18 protein-coding genes are annotated in these 18,104 nt (G+C 69.7%); 12 read left to right on the forward strand and 6 right to left on the reverse strand.

What is annotated here, in order from left to right:
- The first annotated feature begins 68 nt into the window (after positions 1-68).
- The 8 genes from OV427_RS41115 (at position 69) to OV427_RS41150 (ending at position 6,368) form a co-directional block, all read left to right on the forward strand.
- Positions 69-1,619, forward strand: coding sequence for a lysine 5,6-aminomutase subunit alpha (locus OV427_RS41115; RefSeq protein WP_267861687.1), 1,551 nt, complete (start codon positions 69-71; stop codon positions 1,617-1,619).
- The gene (locus OV427_RS41120) at positions 1,616-2,092 is read left to right on the forward strand and encodes a hypothetical protein (RefSeq protein WP_267861688.1); all 477 of its coding nucleotides are present in this window, start codon (positions 1,616-1,618) and stop codon (positions 2,090-2,092) included. Before OV427_RS41115 ends, OV427_RS41120 begins: the two co-directional genes overlap by 4 nt.
- 4 nt (positions 2,093-2,096) lie before the next feature.
- Positions 2,097-2,882, forward strand: a complete 786-nt coding sequence (locus OV427_RS41125; RefSeq protein ID WP_267861689.1) for an OAM dimerization domain-containing protein — start codon at positions 2,097-2,099, stop codon at positions 2,880-2,882.
- Positions 2,883-2,914: 32 nt separating this feature from the next.
- A complete protein-coding gene (locus OV427_RS41130) occupies positions 2,915-3,277 on the forward strand; it encodes a hotdog fold domain-containing protein (protein ID WP_164000955.1) in 363 nt (120 codons plus the stop codon).
- A complete protein-coding gene (locus tag OV427_RS41135; protein WP_267861690.1) occupies positions 3,274-4,101 on the forward strand; it encodes a 3-keto-5-aminohexanoate cleavage protein in 828 nt (275 codons plus the stop codon). The genes OV427_RS41130 and OV427_RS41135 overlap by 4 nt, the downstream gene beginning before the upstream one ends.
- A 146-nt stretch (positions 4,102-4,247) precedes the next feature.
- On the forward strand, positions 4,248-5,024 hold the full coding sequence (locus OV427_RS41140) for an SDR family NAD(P)-dependent oxidoreductase (protein WP_267861691.1): 777 nt from the start codon (positions 4,248-4,250) through the stop codon (positions 5,022-5,024).
- The gene (locus OV427_RS41145; protein WP_267861692.1) at positions 5,014-5,799 is read left to right on the forward strand and encodes a class I SAM-dependent methyltransferase; all 786 of its coding nucleotides are present in this window, start codon (positions 5,014-5,016) and stop codon (positions 5,797-5,799) included. Before OV427_RS41140 ends, OV427_RS41145 begins: the two co-directional genes overlap by 11 nt.
- Positions 5,800-5,963: 164 nt before the next feature.
- The gene (locus OV427_RS41150; RefSeq protein WP_267861693.1) at positions 5,964-6,368 is read left to right on the forward strand and encodes a hypothetical protein; all 405 of its coding nucleotides are present in this window, start codon (positions 5,964-5,966) and stop codon (positions 6,366-6,368) included.
- A 30-nt stretch (positions 6,369-6,398) separates the two neighbouring features.
- On the opposite strand, the gene OV427_RS41155 is transcribed toward OV427_RS41150, so the two are convergent.
- The 4 genes from OV427_RS41155 to OV427_RS41170 form a co-directional block, all read right to left on the reverse strand.
- Positions 6,399-7,007 (reverse strand): DUF6940 family protein, encoded by a 609-nt coding sequence (locus OV427_RS41155; protein WP_267861694.1) that lies wholly within the window; start codon positions 7,005-7,007, stop codon positions 6,399-6,401.
- A 22-nt stretch (positions 7,008-7,029) separates the two neighbouring features.
- Positions 7,030-8,586 carry a ChaN family lipoprotein gene (locus tag OV427_RS41160; RefSeq protein ID WP_267861695.1) on the reverse strand — a complete coding sequence of 519 codons (1,557 nt, stop codon included), beginning with the start codon at positions 8,584-8,586 and terminating at the stop codon, positions 7,030-7,032.
- Between the two features lie 151 nt (positions 8,587-8,737).
- Positions 8,738-9,019, reverse strand: a complete 282-nt coding sequence (locus tag OV427_RS41165) for a TIGR04563 family protein (protein ID WP_267861696.1) — start codon at positions 9,017-9,019, stop codon at positions 8,738-8,740.
- A gap of 7 nt (positions 9,020-9,026) precedes the next feature.
- Positions 9,027-9,230 carry a TIGR04563 family protein gene (locus OV427_RS41170; RefSeq protein ID WP_002638649.1) on the reverse strand — a complete coding sequence of 68 codons (204 nt, stop codon included), beginning with the start codon at positions 9,228-9,230 and terminating at the stop codon, positions 9,027-9,029.
- Positions 9,231-9,683: 453 nt separating this feature from the next.
- Here OV427_RS41170 and tilS point away from each other — a divergent pair, with 453 nt between their 5' ends.
- Together tilS and ftsH are read left to right on the forward strand one after the other, a co-directional pair.
- The gene (tilS, locus tag OV427_RS41175) at positions 9,684-11,039 is read left to right on the forward strand and encodes a tRNA lysidine(34) synthetase TilS (RefSeq protein ID WP_267861697.1); all 1,356 of its coding nucleotides are present in this window, start codon (positions 9,684-9,686) and stop codon (positions 11,037-11,039) included.
- 181 nt (positions 11,040-11,220) lie between these two features.
- Positions 11,221-13,137, forward strand: coding sequence for an ATP-dependent zinc metalloprotease FtsH (gene ftsH, locus OV427_RS41180; RefSeq protein ID WP_267861698.1), 1,917 nt, complete (start codon positions 11,221-11,223; stop codon positions 13,135-13,137).
- 93 nt (positions 13,138-13,230) lie between these two features.
- Here the strand turns inward: ftsH and OV427_RS41185 are convergent, their stop codons facing one another.
- Entirely contained in the window at positions 13,231-13,926 is a 696-nt protein-coding gene (locus tag OV427_RS41185; protein ID WP_267861699.1) for a pirin family protein, read from the reverse strand.
- A gap of 141 nt (positions 13,927-14,067) precedes the next feature.
- A complete protein-coding gene (locus OV427_RS41190) occupies positions 14,068-14,955 on the reverse strand; it encodes a LysR family transcriptional regulator (protein ID WP_267861700.1) in 888 nt (295 codons plus the stop codon).
- Between the two features lie 107 nt (positions 14,956-15,062).
- Here OV427_RS41190 and folP point away from each other — a divergent pair, with 107 nt between their 5' ends.
- Together folP and glmM are read left to right on the forward strand one after the other, a co-directional pair.
- A complete protein-coding gene (gene folP / locus OV427_RS41195; protein ID WP_267861701.1) occupies positions 15,063-16,286 on the forward strand; it encodes a dihydropteroate synthase in 1,224 nt (407 codons plus the stop codon).
- Positions 16,287-16,583: 297 nt separating this feature from the next.
- Positions 16,584-17,978, forward strand: coding sequence for a phosphoglucosamine mutase (gene glmM, locus OV427_RS41200; protein ID WP_267861702.1), 1,395 nt, complete (start codon positions 16,584-16,586; stop codon positions 17,976-17,978).
- Positions 17,979-18,104 lie beyond the last annotated feature (126 nt).

The raw sequence follows: 18,104 nt of genomic DNA on the forward strand, positions 1-18,104 counted from the left end.
GGTGCGCCAGGGCGCTGCGGGTACGCTTCGCCGCTTCCGGTAGGCGCTTGGGCGGGTAATGTGCGCGCATGCCAGGCCCGTTCATTGAAGACGCGCAGATCGACCACGCGCGCAAGCTGGCGGAGGAGATCGTCAACCCGATCTTCGACCTCATCCGCCGCAACACCACCGTATCCACCGAGCGCACCGTATTGCGCTTCTTCGGCATCTCCGGAGCAGGCGCGCGAGGCGTGCCGCTCGCCAACCTGATGGTCGACAAGCTCAAGGCCGCCGGGGTGCTCAACAAGGGCGCCGCCTACTGGTACGGCCGCGCGCTGCACCTGGGCGCCAAGAGCCCGCTGGAGGCCGTGGAGAAGCTGACCGCGCTGCCCACGGACAAGCTGGGCGCGCTGCCTCCCGAGCAGGAGCAGAACCTGCGCGAGGAGGTCCGCGCCGAGGCCCGCGCCGCGATGGAGGACATGAAGTCCCGCATCGCCCAGCGCGAGGAGCTCCGGAAGCAGTTCCCCATGTCGCCCGCGCCGCACAAGTACGTCATCGTCGCCACGGGCAACATCTATGACGACGTGGACCAGGCCCGGGCCGCCGCCCAGGCCGGCGCGGACGTCATCGCCGTCATCCGGTCCACCGCGCAGTCGCTGCTGGACTACGTGCCCCACGGTGCCACCACCGAGGGCTACGGCGGCACGTACGCCACCCAGGAGAACTTCCGCATCATGCGCGAGGCCCTGGACGAGGAGAGCCGCAAGCTCAAGCGCTACATCCAGCTCACCAACTACTCGTCCGGCCTGTGCATGTCGGAGATCGCCTTCTGCGCGGCCTACGAGAAGCTGGACATGCTCCTCAACGACGCGATGTACGGAATCCTCTTCCGCGACATCAACATGCGGCGCACGTTCATCGACCAGTATTTCAGCCGCCGCATCTGCGCCATGGCCGGCATCATCATCAACACCGGCGAGGACAACTACATCACCACCGCGGACGCGTACGACGCGGCCCACACCGTCATCGCCAGTCAGTTCATCAACGAGTGCTTCGCCAAGCGCGCGGGCCTCAAGGACTGGCAGCTGGGCATCGGCCACTCGTACGAAATCGACCCGTACCGCGACGACACGCTGCTGCTGGAGCTGTCGCAGGCCATGCTGGTGCGCCGCTGCTTCCCGGACGCGCCGCTGAAGTACATGCCGCCCACCAAGCACAAGGAGACGGACATCTTCTTCAGCCACGCGTACGACGTGATGGCGGACCTGGTGGCCATCTGGACGAAGCAGGGCATCCAGCTGCTGGGCATGATGACGGAGGCCATGCACACGCCGCTGCTCGCGGACCGTTACGTGGCGCTCAAGTCGGCTTCGTATATCCACCGCGCCGCGCGCGGCATCGACGAGGAGTTCACCGTCCGCGAGGACGGGAAGATCGCCAACCGGGCCCGCGAGGTGTTCGGCCAGGCGATGAAGCTCCTCCAGGAGTGCCGTGACGAGGGCATGGTGGCGGCCATCGGCAAGGGCCACTTCGGCGACGTGAAGCGCGAAGAGACTGGCGGCAAGGGCCTGGATGGCGTGCTGGAGAAGGCCCCGGATTACTTCAACCCGTTCCTGGAACTCCTGGAGGCAGCGTGATGCTCGGTACGATTCTCGCCGTGGTGGTGGCGGCTGGTGGCTCCGCGGATGCACTGGCGCAGTTCCAGGTGAAGAACGTGTCCCTCCAGGTGCCGGCGGCCTGGACCCGCTCGACGGAGGACGGCACGAACAAGTTCTCCGCGCCCAGCGGTGACGCCTACTTCCTGGTGGACGTGGGCGCGGTGCAGAGCGCGGGCATGAAGGGCGACACGTGCGTGGACAAGATCGTCAAGTCCATTGGCGGCGCCAACTGGGAGCGCATGAGGGTGGGCGGGCAGGCGGCGGCGAAGCGGCTGGACTCGGACACCGCGCCCAACGGCGGCACCGTGGACACGGTGACGTACGTGGGCTGTGACGGCCGTACCACCTGGTCCGTCGTCTTCTACCTGGAGCAGGGGAAGAAGGAGCGGTTCGGTCCGCTGGCGGACAAGGTGGGCACCAGCGTGAAGCTGCAGCGGTTCGGGGGGAAATGATCCGATGGTGAAGCCGAGCAAGCAGATCATCCGTCCCTACGGCGACCGGCGCGACGACGGCGTGGTGCAGCTGTCGTTCACCCTGCCGGTGCCGTTGTCGGAGAAGGCCAAGGAGGCCGCCGCCGTCTTCGCCAAGAAGATGGGGTTCTCCGACGTGAAGGTGGCCGCCGCCGAGCGCGCGGCCGACAACTACACGTTCTTCGTCGTCTACGCCCGCTCGGGCATGTACCTGGACTACGCCGAAATCGACGTGCCCGAGGTCATCGTCAAGAAGATGTCCTTCGACGACCTCAACGCCTTCATCAAGGAGAAGGTGGGCCGGCGCATCGTCGTGTTCGGCGCGTGCACCGGTACGGACACGCACACGGTGGGCATCGACGCCATCCTGAACATGAAGGGCTACGCGGGCGACTACGGCCTGGAGCGCTACCCCGGCTTCGAGGCGTACAACCTGGGCAGCCAGGTTCCCAACGAGGACCTCATCAAGAAGGCGATGGCGAAGAACGCCGACGCCATTCTCGTGAGCCAGGTCGTCACGCAGCGCGACGTGCACAAGGACAACTCGCGTCAGTTCATCGACGTGGCGAAGGCGGCGGGCATCCACGGCAAGGTCCAGTTGCTGCTGGGCGGGCCGCGCGTGGACCACAAGCTGGCACTGGAGCTGGGCTTCGACGCCGGCTTCGGTCCGGGCACCAAGGCGTCGGACGTGGCCAACTACATCGTTCATGCGCTCCTGAAGAAGGAAGGCAAGGAGCCGCACGGCATGCACTACCAGGGAGAGCCCACGTGAGCACGGGGACCAAGGCCATCATCCGCCTGCGCATGAGCAGCCACGACGCGCACTATGGCGGCAACCTGGTGGACGGCGCGCGCATGCTGGGCCTCTTCGGCGACGTGGCCACGGAGCTGTGCATCCGCAGCGACGGCGACGAGGGGCTGTTCCGCGCCTACGACTCGGTGGAGTTCCTCGCGCCCGTTTACGCCGGGGACTTCATCGAGGCGGAAGGGGAGATTGTCAGCGCGGGCAACACGTCGCGGAAGATGCGCTTCGAGGCGCGCAAGGTCATCCGGCCGCGCACGGACGTGAACGATTCGGCGGCGGACCTGTTGCAGGAGCCGGTGGTGGTGTGCCGTGCTTCGGGCACCTGCGTGGTTCCGAAGGACAAGCAGCGAGGTCAGCGATGAGCACTCCCATGGTCATCACCGCGGCGATGGTGGGCGCGGAGACGACGCGCGAGCAGAATCCGAATCTGCCCATTACCGCCGAGGAGATTGCCGAGGACGCGGCGCGCTGCCGCGAGGCCGGCGCCGCCATGGTGCACCTGCACGTGCGCACGGCGGACGGCAAGCCGTCGCAGGACGCGGAGCTGTTCCGGGCCGCCATCCGCGCCATCCGCAAGCGCACGGACGTGCTCATCCAGACGTCCACCGGCGGCGCGGTGGGCATGACGGTGGACCAGCGCTGCGGCCCGCTGACGCTCACCGGGCCGGACAGGCCGGACATGGCCACGCTGACCACCGGCACGGTGAACTTCGGCGAGGACGTGTTCTGGAACCCGCGCCCGCTGGTGCGGGACATCGCGAAGCGCATCCGCGCGCTCGGCCTGCGGCCGGAGCTGGAGTGCTTCGACGTGGGCATGATTGACGAGGCCCGCTACCTGGCGAAGGAGGGGCTGGTGGACCTGCCGGCGCACTTCGACTTCGTGCTGGGCGTGCCGGGCACGCTGCAGCCTCGGCCCGAGGTGCTGGATTTCATGATTGCCGCGCTGCCGGAGGGCTCCACCTGGACGGTGGCGGGCGTGGGCCGGCACCAGCTGCCCTACGTGGACGAGGCAGCGAAGCGCGGAGGCAACGCGCGCGTGGGCCTGGAGGACAACATCTACGTGTCCAAGGGCGTGCTCGCGAAGGGCAACTGGGAGCTGGTCGCCGAGGCCGCCAAGCGCGCCCGGGCGAACGGCCGCGAGCCGGCGACGCCCGAGCAGGCCCGCAAGCTGCTGCGCCTCGCCTGAGCGGCGCACGGACCCGGGCCACGGCCGGCCCGGGTCCACCCCCGAATCATCGTCAGGAACCACGGTCCTGCTCGCCCTGGAGCTCCCGGACACGCCACGGGTATGCCCGGCTTCCAGCGCATGCAGGGCCCAGGAAGGATGACCGAATGGACACGGAGCTGAAGGGCAGGGGCGTTCTCGTCACGGGCGGCGCGGGGGGAATCGGCACGGCGTTGACTCGTGCCTTCACCGAGGAGGGCGCGAAGGTGGCGGTGCACTACCACTCCAACGCGAAAGGGGCGGAGGCGCTGGCTCGCGAGGTGGGCGGCACGGCGGTGCACGCGGACCTGACGGTGGAGGCGGACGTGGACGCGCTGGTGCCCGCGGCGGTGTCCGCGCTGGGGCGGCTGGACGTGCTGGTGTGCAACGCGGGCGTGTGGCCGAAGCCCGACGAGGCGGTGTGGCAGATGTCGCTTGCGCGCTGGCGCCGCACGCTGGCGGAGAACCTGGACAGCGTCTTCCTGAGCTGCCGCGCCTTCCTGCGGCACGTGGCCACCACGGGCACGGGCAACATCGTCATCATCAGCTCCACGGCGGGGCTGTTCGGCGAGGCGGGGCACTCGGACTACGCGGCCGCGAAGGGCGCGCTGGCGGGCGGCTTCGTCAAGAGCCTGAAGAACGAACTGGGCCGCATTGCCCCGCTGGGCCGCGTCAACGTGGTGTGCCCGGGGTGGACGGCGGTGGAGCGGCACGGCGACAAGATGAACGACCCGGGCTTCGTGAAACGCGTGACGCGCACGATGCCGCTGCGCAAGGTCGGTCAGCCGGAGGACGTGGCGCGCGTCGTGGTGTCGCTCGCCTCTGACCGCGTCTCCGGCCACGTCACGGGCGAGGTCATCACCGTGGCTGGAGGCATGGAAGGACGGGTGCTTCATGACACTTGACGTCGACGTGAGGCAATACAACCGCGAGGCGTGGAACCGGCAGGTGGCGAAGGGCGACCGGTGGACGGTACCGGTGGGCCCGGAAGTCATCGCCGCGGCGAGGCGCGGGGAGTGGAGTGTGGTGCTCACCCCCAACAAGCCCGTGCCGCGCGCGTGGTTCGGGGATCTGAAGGGCCGGGACGTGCTGTGCCTGGCGGGCGCGGGCGGGCAGCAGGCGCCGGTATTCGCCGCGGCCGGGGCGCGGGTGGCGGTGCTGGACAACTCGCCGGCGCAGCTCGGGCAGGACCGCCTGGTGGCCGAGCGCGATGGCCTGGAAGTGCGGCTGGTGGAGGGGGACATGCGAGACCTGTCCTCCTTCGCGGAGGGGAGCTTCGACCTCGTCTTCCACCCGTGCTCCAACTGCTTCGTGGACGCCATCCGCCCCGTGTGGCGCGAGGCGTACCGCGTGCTGCGCCCCGGAGGCGTGTTGCTGTCCGGCATCTGCAATCCGGTCATCTACCTGATGGACCCGGCGCTGGAGCAGCAGGGCGTCATGCAACTCAAGTACAAGATGCCGTACTCGGACTTCACCAGCCTCACCGACGAGGAGCGTGCCCGGTACAAGGACGAGCCGCTCGTCTTCGCGCACTCGTTGGAGGACCAGCTCGGTGGTCAGACGGACGCGGGCTTCGCCATCACCGGCCTCTACGAGGACACCCACGTTGCCGGGGACAAGCTCTCCGAGTACCTCGCCGGCTTCATCGCCACGCGCGCGGTGAAGCTCGCGACGCGGTAGGACGTGGAGCAGGAGGGCGGGCTCCGGCGTCAATCGCGGAGCCTGCCTTTCCGGACCGGTTCAGAGGGGGATTTAACCTTTTGCCGGGCGCGGGGTTCTTACAGGCAGGAGACGACGGGAGGCCGGAGTCCCGGCGTCGTCGTGAACCCGAGGAGAATCCCATCATGAGCCTGACGTCTGCCCTGCGGTCCGCTGTCGTTGCGTCGCTGCTGTTCGCCGTTCCGGTGCTGGCCGCCGAGTCCACGCCCACGCAGGCCCCCTCGGAGCAGGGGACCCACGAGGGCAGGGGCCATCGGCACCACAAGCACGGGGGGCGGTTCTTCCACCTGGAGAAGCGGTTGGACCGGGCGGTGGCCGAGGGTCGACTCACCCAGGCCCAGGCCGACCAGTTCAAGACCGAGGGCAAGCAGCTGCGCGAGGAGATGAAGGCCCAGCGCGAGGCGGCGGGTGGTCAGCTCACCGACGAGCAGCGCACTCAGATGAAGGACAAGATGAAGGCCTTCAAGGAGAAGGTGAAGAGCGTCGTCAAGCCGAAGGATGGCCAGCCCGCGCCCACGCAGAAGCTGTAGCCACCCTGCACTCCGGGCCCGACTGGAGCGTCACCGGGGCTCGGAGCGGTAGGGCGCGTGTGAGTAGTACTTGGGCCGCGCGTCGAGGCGTACGTGCAGCCAGGACACCCCGAGTCCGGATGTGCTCACCCACACGGGCGCGGCGCGGCTCGCCCACCAGACTTCGACCTCGCTTCCGACAGCGCTCCACAGTGCCCGCGTCTGCGCCTCTGGAGCCTCGCGCACGAAGCGTGCGAGGTGGGCGTAGGCGTGGCGCGGGCCGAGCTCGCAGGGCACGACCAGCCGCGCATCTCCGCCCAGGTTGCCAAAACTTCGTACCGGTGCTGGCCCCGGCGTCAGGTGCGCGGCGAAGGGCTCGGGGCCTGCACCCACCGTGCGCAGCGCGGGCGCGTCGACCAGGACCATCTCGAAGGGCTGCTCGCGAGTCGCCGCGGAGACCGCGGGCGTCTCCCAGAAGAACGCCTCGAGAGGGCTCTCCGCGAGCGTCCGGGTGAGGAGATCGCGTGCCTCGGTGGACTCACGGACCAGCGCCGCGAACCGGCCCCAGGACACCGGCGCCCCGTCTTCCACGAGCCGATAGCGCGTGGTGCGCGGGTCCAGCGTCTCACTTCGGAACGAGAGGGGCCGCGGTGTCGCCATGTCCGTGGCCCTCGGTGGCAACTCAGGCGCCCAGGCGCCCGGTCCACGTGAAGTAGGCGCCGCGCGGGTCTTCGAACGGGTCTCGGAAGAACGCCTGCACCTCGGCCTTCGCCACGCTGCCCGCGTCGAAGGCCTGGTAGAGCCGGTCGCCCAGCAGGTAGCCCAGCGCGTGACTGACGCCGTGGAAGAGCCGGTCCTTGCGCAGGGGGAGGAGCTTCACGGCCTCCTCCGGCCCTTCCGTCTCCGCGGCCTTGTGCGCGAGCACGAAGGCGGCAATCTGCCGCTCCACGCCCCGGCCCTCGCCGAAGCGCTTCGCCCACTCGGCCAGCCCCGGACACGTGCGCCGCGGATTGACGAGCTTGGAGCCGAAGAAGCCCAGCGCCTCTTCCAGACACCGCGCGTAGAAGGCCTCTGACGCGCGGCGCGGCGCCTCCATGGCGTCTCCCACCGCGCAGTGCCGGACGAAGTGCGCCGCCTCCTCCGCCGCGTGGTTCAGCGACATGGACGCGAGGTACGCCGTGCGCGCCCGGGGAATGTAGCCGCTCTCCCGCGACAGGATGTGCCGCCGCAACTGCGCCAGCTCCGAGTGCGTGAAGCGCCCACGCCGCTGGATTCGCGCCAGCACGTCGCCGTCCGCCGCCGTCGCCACGTCCACCGAGTCCAGCGCCCGCACCACCGGCACGCCGGCCAGCCGGCCAATCAGCGCCGACATCTCGCGAAACCGCTCCGCCGCGCTCCGGTCCACCAGCGGCGCGTCTCCGGCCTCCGCCTCCAGGTAGTCCAGGAAGCTCTGCTGGCACACGACGGGGGAGGCGTTCAGCAGGCAGAGCGCGCCGTCCGCCAACTCCACAGCCTCGGCCGCGCCCACGCGCCCCTCGCGCGCCAGCCGCCACCAGACGCCTTCCGCGTTCTGGTACACGACGAGGCCCCGCCGCGAATCCGCGCCGAGCGCGCGCTCCACCTGCGCGGGCAGGTGGCAGGGCGCCACGTGGTACTGGCCCACCAGCACCATGACCAGCGGACGGTCCTCGGCACGGGCCGCGCGAGCGATGCGCTCGGCCGCGTAGGCATCCCGCAGCGCCAGCGAGCGCTCGCCCTGCGCGCGCCGGTCGATGCCCACCACCTCCAGCCGGAGCCGCCGCGCGAAGGCGAGCACCGCGCGCGTGCCCATGGCGGAGCCGAAGCCATTGCCGCCCGCGGTGAGCCCCAGCCGCTCCAGCAGCGCGCGCTCCGGCAGCCGACCCGCGCGCCACGCGTCCAGCGCGGCCTGGTGGCGGCCCTCCACGCACTCGAGCGCGAGGACGACGCGGCGGCCCGAGGCGAGCGCGCGCTCCACCAGCGTCAGGTACGTCTGCTGCGCGAGCGGGAGCGTGTGGTAGTCGCCGACGTACACCACGTCCGCGGCCTGCACCTGCTGGTGCACGGACGGCAGCGTGACGACGCGCCGGTAGCCGGCGGTGCGCCGCCGGTAGCGCGCCTCGTAGGCGCGGAAGGCTTCGGTCTGACCGTCCACCACCCGGGCGAGCTGCGCCCTCTGGCGGCGGAACAGTGCGAGGTGCAAGGCCAGCGAGTCGCGCATGGAGTGCGCAGATCCCTCGCACGGCACAGGAGGCCCGGCAAAAAAACGGCCCTCATGAAGCAGCCGGAAAGCGCGTGGACACAGCTGTCCACCCGCGCGGCCCGCCGGCTTCGGGAAGCCGGAGGGCCGGGCGCGGGCCCGGTTGCTGCGACTACTTGGACTCGTCCGAGGACGAGGCCGCAGCCGCGGCCACCACGGGCACGGGGGCCGGGGTGGCCACCGAGGGAGCCATGGGGACCACAGCGGGACGCAGAGGCGGGCTCAGCACGTCATTCACGGAAGGCATCTTCCGGATGTCGCCGCGCGCCACCTTCCACGCCTGCTGCACAATCCACGACAGCGAGCGGTCCTGCCGCGTCGCCTCACGCTGGATCTCTTCCAGCATGTCCTCGGGGAAGTAGAGACTCTGCTTGCGATGGTCGGTCGTGGCCATGCCGTCGCTACTCCTCCCGCGGGTCCTGGCGCTCGTCGCCAGTCACGTCGTTGACGGCCGGGAACGACTTGATGCGCTCACGGGCGATCTTCCACGCCTGCTGAACGACCCACGACAGGGAGCGGTCCTGGCGGGTCGCTTCCTCCTGGATCTCCTTCAGCATCTCCTCGGGGAAGTACAGCGACTGCTTGCGCTTGTCAGTGCCTGCCATACCTGGGTCTCCGGGGCGGATTCGAGGTGACGACCTGAACACACCGGGGTCGTTATCCGACAGACTCCCAAGAGGGTCAACGGTTTCGGAGGACTCATTCCGCGACCGCACGGTCAACACCCGGGCGCGTGCAGTCGCACGTGACGTGTGCAGCGTGGCGCGAAAAAGGAAACGCCCCGGACCTCAAAGAGGAAGTCCGGGGCGCTTCGGAAAGAGGGACCGCCGGGAGTGGATCTCCTGGCGGACCCGTGGGCCCAGAGGGGGAGGGGGGGGACCCCTAGGCCCAACACCTTGAAATTCGACCGTCCTCTCAACATCCCCTGCGGCAGCGCCTATTTCCGCTACCGCGACCACGCCCATCCGGTGTGACGATCATAAGAACCGCCCCCCCTACCTTCAACCGCACGCGCCTCTGTAACCCAGCCATTCGACAATCCATTCCGGCCCTGTCAGATGCCCCGCACTCACTCCCACCCCCCGCCGCTGACGAAGACGCTGGAGGCGGCGTACCAGCGCCTCGGCCTCGAGGGCCGCTCGGTGCTGCTCGCCGTCTCGGGAGGCGCGGACTCCACCGCCCTGCTGGTGGGCACCGCGCGCGTCGCGCCCGCGCTCCGGCTGCGCGTGGAGGTCGCGACACTGAACCATGGCCTCCGACTGGAGTCCGAGGCGGAGGTACAGGCGGTCGCCCGCCTGGCCGCCGGGCTGGACGTGCCCTGCCACGTTCGTGATTTGCACCTGCGCGCGGGCCCCGGGCTGGAGGCGAGGGCGCGAGAGGCTCGCTACGCGGCGTTGGAGGCCTTGCGGCGCGAGCGCGGGCTGGACGCGGTGGCCACCGCGCACACGGCGAGCGACCAGGCGGAGACGCTGCTGATGCGGCTGGCGCGCGGCACGGCGCTGCGGGGCGCGGGCGGCATCCAGGCCTCACGTGCGGGGCTCGTCCGCCCGCTTCTGGAGCGGACCCGCGAGGAGGTGCTCGCCTTCCTCGCCGCCGAAGATGTCTCTTTCTGGACAGACCCGATGAATTCCGACCCGGCCTTCTTCCGCACGCGCATCCGGAAGGACGCGCTGCCGGCCCTGTCGCGCGCGGCTGGCTACGCGGTGGAGGCGCGGCTGGCGTCCTTCGCGCGGCACGCGGCGGAGGACGACGCGCTCCTGTCGCGCATGGCGGACGACGCGTGGCCGCGGCTCGTGCTGGAGGACGGCAGCCTGGATGCCCCGGGCGTGCGCGCGCTGGAGTCACCGCTGCGGCGCAGGGTGCTCGCCCGGCTGCTGGACGTGGCGGGCGTGCCGGCGGATGACGCCACGCTGGCGCGCGTGCTCGTCGCGGTGGAGCGCGGAGGCACCGCCACGCTGGGGCGGGGGCTCGTGCTGCGCGCCGCGAGCGGGCGGGTGCGCTGCGTGAGTCCCCGGCGGCCTGACGTCGCCACCCGGTTGCAATTGGAGGGTGTGGGGGCGAAGGGGCCGCTGGAGGGCACGGGCTGGCGCTTCTCCGTGGAGCCGGGGCCGCCGCCCGCGGGCGTGTGGAGCCTGGCGCTCGCGGAAGGGACGCGCTGGCCGCTCACCGTACGGACGCGCCAGGCGGGCGACCGCGTCCGCACCGAGGCGGGACAACGCAAGCTCCAGGACCTGTTGGTGGATCTTCGGGTGCCGGCGGAGGCGCGAGGCGCGTGGCCGGTGGTGGTGGACGCCGGGGGAGGGGTGTTGTGGCTCCCCGGGCTCTGGGCACCCGCGTTCACAGGAGTGCCTTCCGGACACTCCTTGTGGGCGGCACCACCCAGTCCGAGCATTCAGCGGACCCCTCCGTTATAGAGTGGAAGCAGTGCAGGGAGCGGGGATGGCCGCGCCCCCCTAAATAGTTGAGGGCTTTTTGCTGTTGCTGATACGGTCCGACGTTGGGTTGCTCGCCTGGTGTCGGCCAAATGATGGAAATAGCTGGGGTTCTTCCCAGCGCGGCCCTCATCCCGCCGAGTACCGAAAGGGCAGCTGACACGTGCGTTCGACCTACAAGACCATCGGGCTCTGGGTCATCCTGATCGTCCTCTTCGTCGCCTTCTACAACTTCTTCTCCCAGGGCAATGACCAGGTCCAGGAGCCATCCTTCACGCAGTTGCTGTCGAAGGTGGAGGAGAAGAAGGTCAAGGAAGTCGCCGTCAAGGGCAACACCTATTCCGGCAAGTTCGTCGATACGAGCGAGAAGTTCCGTACGACGGGCCCCGCGCCGGATGCGGCCATGCTCAACCAGCTCCGCGCCAACGGCGTGGACGTGAAGTACGAGCGCGAGGAGCAGAACAGCCTCTGGCTGACCATCCTCGGCCAGTGGATGCCCGTCGTCTTCCTGTTCCTCTTCTTCATCTTCTTCATGCGCCAGCTGCAGGGTGGTAGCGGCAAGGCCATGACCTTCGGCAAGTCGAAGGCGAAGCTCCTCAGCGAGAGCCACAACAAGGTCACCTTCGCGGACGTGGCCGGTGTGGACGAGTGCAAGGAGGAGCTGGAGGAGATCGTCGCCTTCCTCAAGGACCCGAAGAAGTTCACCAAGCTCGGCGGCCGCATCCCCAAGGGCGTGCTGATGATGGGCCCCCCGGGTACGGGCAAGACGCTGCTCGCTCGCGCCGTGGCGGGTGAGGCCGGCGTGCCGTTCTTCTCCATCTCCGGCTCGGACTTCGTGGAGATGTTCGTGGGCGTCGGCGCCAGCCGCGTGCGCGACCTCTTCGAGCAGGGCAAGAAGAATGCCCCCTGCATCATCTTCATCGACGAAATCGACGCCGTGGGCCGCCACCGTGGCGCGGGCCTGGGCGGTGGGCACGACGAGCGCGAGCAGACGCTCAACCAGCTCCTCGTGGAGATGGACGGCTTCGAGTCCAACGACGGCGTCATCCTGATTGCCGCCACCAACCGTCCGGACGTGCTGGACCCGGCGCTCCAGCGTCCCGGCCGCTTCGACCGGCGCATCGTGGTGCCGCGTCCCGACCTGAAGGGCCGCTTGGGCGTGCTGAAGGTGCACACGCGCCGCGTGCCGCTGGCTCCGGAAGTGGAGCTCGAGGTCATCGCCCGCGGTACGCCGGGCATGACGGGCGCGGACCTGGAGAACCTCGTCAACGAGTCGGCCCTCATGGCCGCGCGCCAGAACAAGGAGCGCGTGGACCTGAGCGACTTCGAGGCCGCCAAGGACAAGGTGTTCATGGGCCCGGAGCGCCGGTCCATGATCATGACCGAGAAGGAGAAGCGGAACACCGCCGTCCACGAGGCGGGCCACGCGCTGCTGGCCAAGCTCCTCCCGGGGTGCGATCCGCTCCACAAGGTCACCATCATCCCGCGCGGCCAGGCCCTGGGCGTCACCTGGAGCCTGCCCACCGAGGACAAGGTCAACGGCTACAAGAAGCAGATGCTCGACCAGATCTCCATGGCCATGGGCGGCCGCATCGCCGAAGAGCTCATGTTCAACGAGATGAGCAGCGGCGCGGCGAACGACATCGAGCGCGCCACCGAGACGGCGCGCGCCATGGTGTGCCGCTGGGGCATGAGCGAGAAGATGGGCCCGCTGGCGTTCGGCAAGAGCGACGGTGAGGTGTTCCTGGGCCGCGACTTCAACTCGTCCAAGGACTACTCCGAGGACACCGCCCGGCAGATCGACTCCGAGGTCCGCGCCATCGTCGTGGGCTGCTACGACAACGGCAAGCGCCTGCTGACGGAGAACCTCGAGGCCCTCAAGCGCGTCTCCGAGGCGCTGGTGGAGTACGAGACGCTGGACGCCGAGGACGTGAACATCCTCCTCCAGGGCGGCCAGCTGACCCGTGAGCGTCCGCCCCCGCGCGTCAACGCTCCGCCGAAGGCGACCGAGAAGAAGGACAAGCGGAAGATCCTCGACGCGCTCGAGGCGATTCCGACGATGGAGCCGAAGAAGGCGTAGTCGCTTCTTCCGAAGTCCTGAAATGACGAAGGCCCTTCCCAGTGTACCGGGAAGGGCCTTCTGCTTTGCGGGCCTCCATTCGAGCCCGGCCGCTCAGGCGAGGTCGAAGAGCAGCGCCTCGACGGGCTCGGTGGCCGTGAGGACCAGCCGCGACTCGTCGGACACGGCCACGCCGTCACCGGCCTTCAACTCCACGCCGTTGAGCGTGGCCCTGCCGCGCGCCATCTGCACCCAGGCATGGCGGCCGGGGGCGAGCGTGTACTCGGCCGACTCGCCCGCGCCCAGCAGCGTGCCGTGCAGCGACACGTCCTGGTGCACGGTGAGGCTGCCCTCGCGCGCGTCGGGGCTGACCACCACGCGCCAGCGGCCCCGGCGCTCGGCCTCGGTGAACATCTTCTGCTCGTAGCCGGGCTTCAGGCCCCGCTTCTCGGGGATGATCCAGATCTGCAGGAAGTGCAGTTCCTCGTCCGAGCCGTTCATCTCGCTGTGCTGCACGCCGGTGCCGGCCGTCATCCGCTGCACCTCACCCGCGCGCAAGAGCCCGGTGCCGCCCGTGCTGTCTCGGTGGGCAATGGCCCCGCTGAGGGGGTACGTGATGATTTCCATGTCGCGGTGGGGGTGCGTGTCGAAGCCCTCGCCGGAGATGACACGGTCCTCGTTGATGACGCGCAGGGCGCGGAAGCCCATGTTGTCGGGGTCGTAGTAGCCGCCGAACGAGAAGGTGTGGTGGGAGTCCAGCCAACCGTGGTTCGCATGGCCGCGGGCTTCAGAAGGTCGAATGGTCATCATGGTGTGCTCCTTGTCTTCGGAAGGCGTTGGCCACCAGGGCCCGTCCGTCTTCGAGAAGGAAGATGCGACAGCGCCCCCCTCCCCACCAGACGAGGAACTGGGAACCATCGTTCCACCCATTGGACGATCGGCGGGTTCGTCTCAGGCCACCGGGCGGACGGGCCAGCGCTCCCGCAGGAACTCCACGAAGGCCGTCACCTTGGGCGAGTCGTGGCGGCTGCTCGGGTAGACGGCGTGCACCGGCACCGTGGCCGAGCTCCAGTCGGGGAGGATGCGCTTCAGGCGCCCGCTGGCAAGGTCCTCTGCGTAGTTGAGGTTGGGCAGGAGCGCGATGCCGCCGCCCGCCAGCGTCACCGCGCGCAGCATGTCGGGCTCATTCACGGCGAGCCGCGCCCGCACGGGAACTTCCACCGTCTTGCCGCCCGAGGACAGCGTCCAGGAGTTCCGCTCCAGCGCCGTGCCGAAGAGGATGCAGTCGTGCTTCTCCAGCTCCTTCGGGGCCTTGGGCGTGCCGCGCTGCTTCAGGTAGCCGGGGGCGGCGACGACGATGTTCTCGATGTTGCCGAGCCTGCGCGCGATGAGTGACGAGTCCGCGAGGCGTCCCGCGCGCACGGCGAGGTCGAAGCCTTCCTCCATCAGGTCCACCGCGCGCTCCGTGCACACCAGCTCGAGGTGCACCTGGGGGTGGCGCTGGAGGAACTCCGAGACGAGCGGCCCGAGGCAGCCGAAGGTGAGCGGCGTGGTGACGCGGAGCAGGCCGTGGGGCGCGGTCTGCAGGCGCGTGACGGCCAGCTCCGCCTGTTCGACTTCGGCGACGATGCGGGCGGCGTGCTCGTAGTAGGCCTGCCCCGCGTCGGTGAGGCGCAGCTTGCGCGACGTGCGGTGCAGCAGCTGCGCGCCGATGCGCTCCTCCAAATCCGACACCTTCCGGCTGACGGTGGACTTGGGCATCCGCAGCAGGCGCGCCGCCGAGGTGAAGCTGCCGGCCTGCACCACCCGCGCGAAGACGAGGAGCTCGTTGAGGTCCATGGCTCCGCATCTAATGCCCGGCAGCCGTCGCTTCGGCGAGAAGTTCGGCGCCCGGTTGCGGCGTGGGGGATAGGGTGGGGGCCCGTGCGTTCAGGAGCCCGCTCTCGATGATTCGTGCCCGTCCGATTGCCGCCGACCGCCCCGAGGACCTGATGCTGGCCTTCCGGCGGATGGGGCTGCCCGCGGCCGCCCACGAGGAGCTGCTGGCGAAGCTGCCCCACCTGCAACTGCTGCTCACCGGCCTGACGGAGGACGCGGCCCGCTTCCTCCAGTCGCGCTCCGAGGCCACCACGAACTACCCCGCGTGGATTCCGGGCGACCCGAAGGCGCGTCCGGGGACGGGGCTGCTCTCGGGGCGCAGGGAGCAGGTGGAGCGGCTGGTGGCGGCGGCGCGCGCGAGGGCCGCGGCCCTGCCGGAGCTGGCCTCCGCGCTGGAGCGCGCCCTGGCGGCGGACAGGGCCCCGGCGGCGCTGGAGCTGGGCGGACGCACCTTCGCGTGGGGCTCGCGCACCTACGTCATGGGCGTCGTGAATGTCACGCCGGACAGCTTCTCCGACGGCGGCCGCTTCTTCGACGCGGAGGCCGCCATCGCCCACGGCGTGGCGCTGGCGGAGGCGGGCGCGGACCTGCTCGATGTAGGTGGGGAGTCCACCCGTCCGGGCGCCCAGGCGGTGGGCGTGGAGGAGGAAGTGGCGCGGGTGCTGCCCGTCATCCAGGGCCTGCGCGCGCGGACGTCGGTGCCCCTGTCGGTGGACACCACCAAGGCCGCAGTGGCGCGCGAGGCGCTGAAGGCGGGCGCGCACCTCATCAACGACATCACCGGCTTCCGCTCGGACCCGGACCTGCCCCGCGTGGTGGCCGAGGCGGGGGCGGCCTGCTGCCTCATGCACATCCAGGGCACTCCGGCGACCATGCAGCAGGCGCCGCGCTACGACGACCTGGTGGAAGAGGTGGCGGCCTTCCTGGAGGACGCCGTGGCGAGGGCGGTGGCGGCGGGGGTGCCGCGCGGGCGCATCCTCCTGGACCCGGGCATCGGCTTCGGGAAGACGTTCGACCACAACCTCTTCCTCCTGCGCCGCCTGGGGGAGTTGCGCGTGCTGGGGCTGCCGCTGCTGGTGGGCACCAGCCGGAAGGGTTTCCTGGGGAAGCTCACGGGGGGCAAGCCGGCCTCCGAGCGGCTGGCGGCGACGCTGGGCTCCGTGGCCACGGTGGCCACCCTGGGCGGCGCGGACGTGGTGCGGGTGCACGACGTGACGGAGGCCCGGGACGCGCTGACCGTGGCGGACGCCATCCGGCAAGGATTGGAGGGTGGCCTGCTGTACAGCCGGTAATTTGGTGTGGCTTTCAGTCCTCGGGGTGTGGACTTCCGGGCACCACCGGGGAGCAGTCAGGGAGGCACTGTATGGGGCTCAGCGCTCTCATGGGACTCGCGGCGCGAGGCATCCGAAACCCCACGGCGGCGTTGGTACTGATTTCGCAACCTCGTTGAGGCTGATAAGCCTGCATGCCTGGGTGGTTGCCCAGGGAGCACCGGGTCCGTAGCTTCGGGCCCTCATAGAGGGCGGGGTATAAGCCCCGACGTCGAGAGGCCGGCGCAGGCCCGGCGTGGGAAAGGTGGAGCGGCACACATGGCGTACAGGATGAATATGCCTCCCAAGGAGGAGCGGGCGTCGCAGAAGCTGTTCGGTACGGACGGCGTGCGCGGCAAGGCGAACGTCTACCCGATGACGGCCGAGGTCGCGATGCAGCTCGGGCGTGCGCTCGCGTACCTCATCCGCAACGGGCCGCACCGGCACCGCGTCATCATCGGCAAGGACACGCGGCTGTCGGGCTACATGCTCGAGCAGGCGCTCGCCGCCGGCCTCACCTCCATGGGCGTGGACGTGGAGCTCGTGGGCCCGCTGCCGACGCCGGGCATCTCCAACCTCACCACCTCCATGCGGGCGGACGCGGGCGCGGTCATCTCCGCTTCCCACAACCCCTACGAGGACAACGGCATCAAGTTCTTCTGGCGCGACGGCTTCAAGCTGCCGGACGAGACGGAAGGCAAGATTGAAGACCTGGTGTCCAGCGGCTCCATCGACTCCATCCGCCCCACGGCCACGAAGATTGGCCGGGCGTTCCGCATGGAGGACGCGCGCGGCCGCTACATCGTCTACCTGAAGGCCACCTTCCCGCGTGAGCTCACCCTGGAGGGGATGACCATCGTCGTCGACTGTGCCAACGGCGCGGCCTACAAGACGGCGCCCGCGGTGCTCGAGGAGCTGGGCGCCAAGGTGATTACGCTCGGCGTGTCGCCGGACGGAAAGAACATCAACCACAAGTGCGGCGCGCTCCACCCGGAGAACATGGCGCGCGCGGTGGTGAGGCACGGCGCCCACCTGGGCGTCGCCCTGGACGGTGATGCCGACCGCCTCATCGTCGTGGACGAGAAGGGCAAGGTGGTGGACGGCGACGCCATCATGGCCATCTGCACGGGCGAGCTGGTGGCGCGCAAGCAGCTCAAGAAGAAGACGCTCGTGTCCACGGTGATGAGCAACATCGGCCTGGAGCGCGCGGTGGCGCGCTGGGGCGTGAAGGTGGCCCGCACCCGCGTGGGCGACCGCTACGTCGTCGATGAGATGCGTCGCAACGGCTACAACCTGGGCGGCGAGCAGAGCGGCCACCTCATCTTCCTGGACCACACCACCACCGGCGACGGCACCCTCGCGGCGCTGCAGCTCTTGGCCGTCATGTGCCGCCAGGGCAAGCCGCTGAGCGAGCTGGCCTCCATCTTCGAGCCCGTTCCCCAGACACTGGTGAACCTGGTGGTGAAGCAGAAGAAGGAGCTGGGCGAGCTGCCGGAGGTGATGAAGGTCATCAAGAGCGTGGAGCAGCGGCTGGGCAACGCCGGCCGCGTGCTGGTGCGCTTCTCCGGCACGGAGCCCAAGGTGCGCGTGCTCATCGAGGGCGAGGACGCCGTCCGCAACGAGGCGTACGCCAAGGAGATCGCCCAGGCGCTCTCCAAGTCACTCAACGGCTGAAGCCGCGACTCCGAGCCATTCCGGCTGAGCCGGAACGCTGAGCGGTTGACTTCGGGACGCCGGCCGCGAAATGAAGGGCCGGCGCGCGTACCGGGGCCATCGACAATCCCGTGCCCGCGCGCCAAG

Source organism: Pyxidicoccus sp. MSG2 (assembly GCF_026626705.1).
Classification (GTDB): Bacteria; Myxococcota; Myxococcia; order Myxococcales; family Myxococcaceae; genus Myxococcus.

What these genes read in the sequence shown, in the direction of transcription:
- OV427_RS41165 (WP_267861696.1), bottom strand. Translation starts at nt 9,019, where the DNA reads ATGGCCACGACCGACCATCGCAAGCAGAGTCTCTACTTCCCCGAGGAC.
- OV427_RS41115 (WP_267861687.1), top strand. Translation starts at nt 69, where the DNA reads ATGCCAGGCCCGTTCATTGAAGACGCGCAGATCGACCACGCGCGCAAG.
- OV427_RS41130 (WP_164000955.1), top strand. Translation starts at nt 2,915, where the DNA reads ATGAGCAGCCACGACGCGCACTATGGCGGCAACCTGGTGGACGGCGCG.
- glmM (WP_267861702.1), top strand. Translation starts at nt 16,584, where the DNA reads ATGGCGTACAGGATGAATATGCCTCCCAAGGAGGAGCGGGCGTCGCAG.
- OV427_RS41155 (WP_267861694.1), bottom strand. Translation starts at nt 7,007, where the DNA reads ATGGCGACACCGCGGCCCCTCTCGTTCCGAAGTGAGACGCTGGACCCG.
- OV427_RS41170 (WP_002638649.1), bottom strand. Translation starts at nt 9,230, where the DNA reads ATGGCAGGCACTGACAAGCGCAAGCAGTCGCTGTACTTCCCCGAGGAG.
- folP (WP_267861701.1), top strand. Translation starts at nt 15,063, where the DNA reads ATGATTCGTGCCCGTCCGATTGCCGCCGACCGCCCCGAGGACCTGATG.
- OV427_RS41125 (WP_267861689.1), top strand. Translation starts at nt 2,097, where the DNA reads ATGGTGAAGCCGAGCAAGCAGATCATCCGTCCCTACGGCGACCGGCGC.
- OV427_RS41140 (WP_267861691.1), top strand. Translation starts at nt 4,248, where the DNA reads ATGGACACGGAGCTGAAGGGCAGGGGCGTTCTCGTCACGGGCGGCGCG.
- OV427_RS41135 (WP_267861690.1), top strand. Translation starts at nt 3,274, where the DNA reads ATGAGCACTCCCATGGTCATCACCGCGGCGATGGTGGGCGCGGAGACG.
- OV427_RS41185 (WP_267861699.1), bottom strand. Translation starts at nt 13,926, where the DNA reads ATGATGACCATTCGACCTTCTGAAGCCCGCGGCCATGCGAACCACGGT.
- tilS (WP_267861697.1), top strand. Translation starts at nt 9,684, where the DNA reads ATGCCCCGCACTCACTCCCACCCCCCGCCGCTGACGAAGACGCTGGAG.
- OV427_RS41190 (WP_267861700.1), bottom strand. Translation starts at nt 14,955, where the DNA reads ATGGACCTCAACGAGCTCCTCGTCTTCGCGCGGGTGGTGCAGGCCGGC.
- OV427_RS41160 (WP_267861695.1), bottom strand. Translation starts at nt 8,586, where the DNA reads ATGCGCGACTCGCTGGCCTTGCACCTCGCACTGTTCCGCCGCCAGAGG.
- OV427_RS41150 (WP_267861693.1), top strand. Translation starts at nt 5,964, where the DNA reads ATGAGCCTGACGTCTGCCCTGCGGTCCGCTGTCGTTGCGTCGCTGCTG.
- OV427_RS41145 (WP_267861692.1), top strand. Translation starts at nt 5,014, where the DNA reads ATGACACTTGACGTCGACGTGAGGCAATACAACCGCGAGGCGTGGAAC.